Source organism: Kocuria sp. CCUG 69068 (assembly GCF_020833785.1).
GTDB lineage: Bacteria > Actinomycetota > Actinomycetes > Actinomycetales > Micrococcaceae > Kocuria > Kocuria rosea.
The window spans coordinates 1-936 of record NZ_PDDL01000254.1 but is presented as its reverse complement, the minus strand read 5'-3'; the positions used below and the strand labels follow the sequence as shown (position 1 = coordinate 936).

The 936-nt window shown below is 80.9% G+C and carries 1 protein-coding gene; it reads left to right on the top strand.

Going from position 1 to position 936, the window contains the following annotated elements:
• Positions 1-57 precede the first annotated feature (57 nt).
• A partial coding sequence (locus tag CRM73_RS19385; RefSeq protein ID WP_229588821.1) for a DEAD/DEAH box helicase occupies positions 58-936 on the top strand: 879 nt, incomplete at its 3' end.

Genomic DNA, 936 nt, shown 5'->3' with positions numbered 1-936 from the left:
GGGGCGGCGGCCGCCGTCCGCCGCGGCCGGCCCCCTCGGCGGTGGGAGACTGGGACGATGAGCCCCGTCCCCTTCGACCTCGCCCGGATCGGCGCCGGCCTGCCGGTCGCCGGGGTGCTCGGCGAGCTCCGCGCGGCCCTCGCCGGCGGCGTCGCCGTGGTGCAGGCCCCGCCCGGCACCGGCAAGACCACCCTGGTGCCCCCGCTGGTCGCCGACCTGCTGCACGAGCGCGCCACGGGTCCCGGGCCCGGCCGGGTGGTCGTCACCCAGCCCCGCCGGGTCGCCGCCCGCACGGCGGCCCGGCGGCTGGCGCACCTGGCCGGGACCCGGGTGGGCGCGCTCGTGGGCCACACGGTGCGCGGCGACCGGCGCACCGGGGCCGGCACCCTCGTCGAGTTCGTCACGCCCGGCGTGCTCCTGCGCCACCTGCTGCAGGACCCCGGGCTGCCCGGGGTGGGCGCCGTGGTCCTCGACGAGGTCCACGAGCGCGGTCTCGAGTCCGACCTGCTCGTCGGCATGCTGGCCGAGGTCCGGCAGCTGCGCGAGGACCTGGTGCTCGTCGCGATGTCCGCGACCCTCGACGCCCCGCGCTTCGCCGGGCTGCTGGGCGAGGGCGTCCCGGCCCCCGTGGTCGACTGCCCGGCCGCCCTCCACCCGCTCACGGTCCGGTGGGGCCCGGCCCCCGGGCGGCGCACCGACGAGCGCGGGGTCACCCGCCCGTTCCTCGACCACGTCGCCCGGACCGCGGCCGACGCCCACGCGCGGGCCCTGGCCCGGGACGGCGCCACGGACGCGCTCGTGTTCGTCCCCGGGGCGTGGGAGGTCGACCAGGTCGCCCGGCGGCTGCGGGAGACCTGCCGCGGGACCGAGGTGCTCGAGCTGCACGGCCGGGTCGGGGCCGCCGAGCAGGACCGGGCGACCTCCGGACGCCGGCCC